Origin of the sequence: Streptomyces anatolicus, assembly GCF_019400875.1 — a bacterium.
Lineage (GTDB): Bacteria > Actinomycetota > Actinomycetes > Streptomycetales > Streptomycetaceae > Streptomyces > Streptomyces anatolicus.
The window spans coordinates 1-2,120 of record NZ_WMBF01000744.1; the positions used below are offsets into that span (position 1 = coordinate 1).

The window sequence follows — 2,120 nt, forward strand, 5'->3', positions numbered from 1 at the left end:
GAATCGGCCATGGCCCGATCCTAGCGAACCATGTCCCCCGGGCCACTCGTTCCGGATGATCCGCCTGCGGATCCTGGATGACGTGACCCAGACAACCGAGCCGCCCGCGCGGACCGCCCCCGCGCCTCCCCGCCGTACGCCCCGGATCCACCGCGCGTGGTTCGTCGCCGCCGTCACCTTCGTGACGATCATCGGTGCCGCCGCGTTCCGCTCCCTGCCGAGCCTGCTCATCGACCCGCTGCACGACGACTTCGGCTGGTCGCGCGGGACCATCGGGCTCGCGGTCTCCATCAACCTCGCGCTGTACGGGCTCACCGCGCCGTTCGCCGCCGCGCTGATGGACCGCTTCGGCATCCGCAAGGTCGTCGCGGTCGCCCTGATCGTGATCGCCGTCGGGTCCGGCCTCACCGTGTGGATGAACTCCGCCTGGCAGCTGCTGCTGTGCTGGGGGCTGCTCGTCGGGCTCGGCTCCGGTTCGATGGCGCTCGCCTTCGCCGCCACCGTCACCAACCGGTGGTTCACCGAGCGGCGCGGCCTGGTCACCGGCATCCTCACGGCCGCCTCCGCCTCCGGCCAGCTGATCTTCCTGCCGCTGCTCGCCTGGATCGTCGACAACTACCAGTGGCGTCCGGCGGCCGTGACGGTCGCCCTCGCCGCGCTGGTGGTCGTCCCCTTCGTATGGCTGCTGCTGCGCGACCACCCGGCGGACGTCGGCCTGAAGCCGTACGGGGCCAAGGAGTTCGTCGCGAAGCCGCCGCCCGTCAAGGGCGCGGCCAGGCGCACGATGGCCGTGCTCTTCAAGTCCGCCCGCACCGGGCCGTTCTGGCTGCTCGCGGGGAGCTTCGCGATCTGCGGGGCTTCGACCAACGGCCTGATCCAGACCCACTTCGTGCCCGCCGCGCACGACCACGGCATGTCCGTACCGACCGCCGCCTGGCTGCTCGCCGTCATCGGCGTCTTCGACATCGTCGGAACGATCGCCTCCGGCTGGCTCACGGACCGCTTCGAGGCGCGCCGCCTGCTCGCCGTGTACTACGCGCTGCGCGGTGTCTCGCTGCTCTTCCTGCCGATCCTGCTCGCCCCGAACGTCAACCCGCCGATGCTCTTCTTCATCGTCTTCTACGGCCTCGACTGGGTCGCGACCGTTCCGCCGACCCTCGCCCTGTGCCGCGAGCACTACGGCGACGACAGCGCGATCGTCTTCGGCTGGGTCCTGGCCTCGCACCAGGTGGGTGCCGCGATCGTGGCGTTCGCGGGGGGTGTCGTGCGGGACACCTTCGGGTCGTACGACGTGATCTGGTACGCCTCCGGGGCGCTGTGCGCCGCGGCGGCGCTGATGGCACTGGTGATACGGCGCGGGACCGCGGACAAGACCCTGGCCGTCAGTGGGTGAGGCGGCCGAACCCGCCCCGGTGGAAGAGGAGCGGCCCGGCGTCCGCGTCGGTGGTGCCGAGCGCGTCCACCCGGCCCACCACGATGAGATGGTCGCCGCCGGTGTGCACGGCGTGGACCGTGCAGTCGATCCAGGCGGGGGCGCCCGCGAGGCGCGGTGATCCGGAGACCGGCGCCGCGTCGTAGGTCACCCCGGCGAACTTGTCGGCGCCGCTCACCGCGAAGCCCCGGCACAGCTCGCCCTGGTCGGCGCCGAGGATGTTGACGCAGAAGACGCCCGCGCGTGCGATGCGCGGCCACGTCGTCGACGTACGCGCCACCATGAAGGAGACCAGCGGCGGGTCGATGGAGAGCGAGGAGAAGGACTGGCAGGCGAAGCCGGCGGGGCGCCCCTCGTCCTGTCCGCAGGGGGGTGCCGTGATGACGGTGACGCCCGTCGCGAAGTTCCCGAGGACACGCCGGAACTCCACCGGGTCGAGCGGCGCCCGCTCGTCGTCACCGACCGCCCGCAGCTCGGGGCGGGGCAGTGCTTCGACGGGGCCCGTGGTGGGCGCCCCGACCGACCTGAGGTATCGGACGGCGGTGGCCGCCATCCCTGCGTGTCCCATCACGACCACCATTGAAGCTGACGGCCCGTCAGATGGGAAGGGCGAGGCGGAACCCCTTCGGCACCACGCGTATCTTCGAGGCCATGAGCTGGGGGAATGCCGGGAAGGCCGGGAGCCGGG

Annotated in this window: 2 protein-coding genes; one reads left to right on the top strand and one right to left on the bottom strand. The window is 71.7% G+C overall.

Annotation, left to right across the window (positions count from 1 at the left end; genetic code table 11):
• Positions 1-82 precede the first annotated feature (82 nt).
• A complete protein-coding gene (locus GKQ77_RS32055; RefSeq protein WP_372460047.1) occupies positions 83-1,393 on the top strand; it encodes an MFS transporter in 1,311 nt (436 codons plus the stop codon).
• Here the strand turns inward: GKQ77_RS32055 and GKQ77_RS32060 are convergent.
• Entirely contained in the window at positions 1,383-2,000 is a 618-nt protein-coding gene (locus GKQ77_RS32060; protein ID WP_219692635.1) for a flavin reductase family protein, read from the bottom strand. The two genes, GKQ77_RS32055 and GKQ77_RS32060, sit on opposite strands and share 11 nt — an antisense overlap.
• Positions 2,001-2,120: the final 120 nt, after the last annotated feature.

Bases quoted from the DNA above. Each gene is read 5' to 3' on its own strand.
- GKQ77_RS32060 (WP_219692635.1), bottom strand. From the start codon at position 2,000: ATGGGACACGCAGGGATGGCGGCCACCGCCGTCCGATACCTCAGGTCG.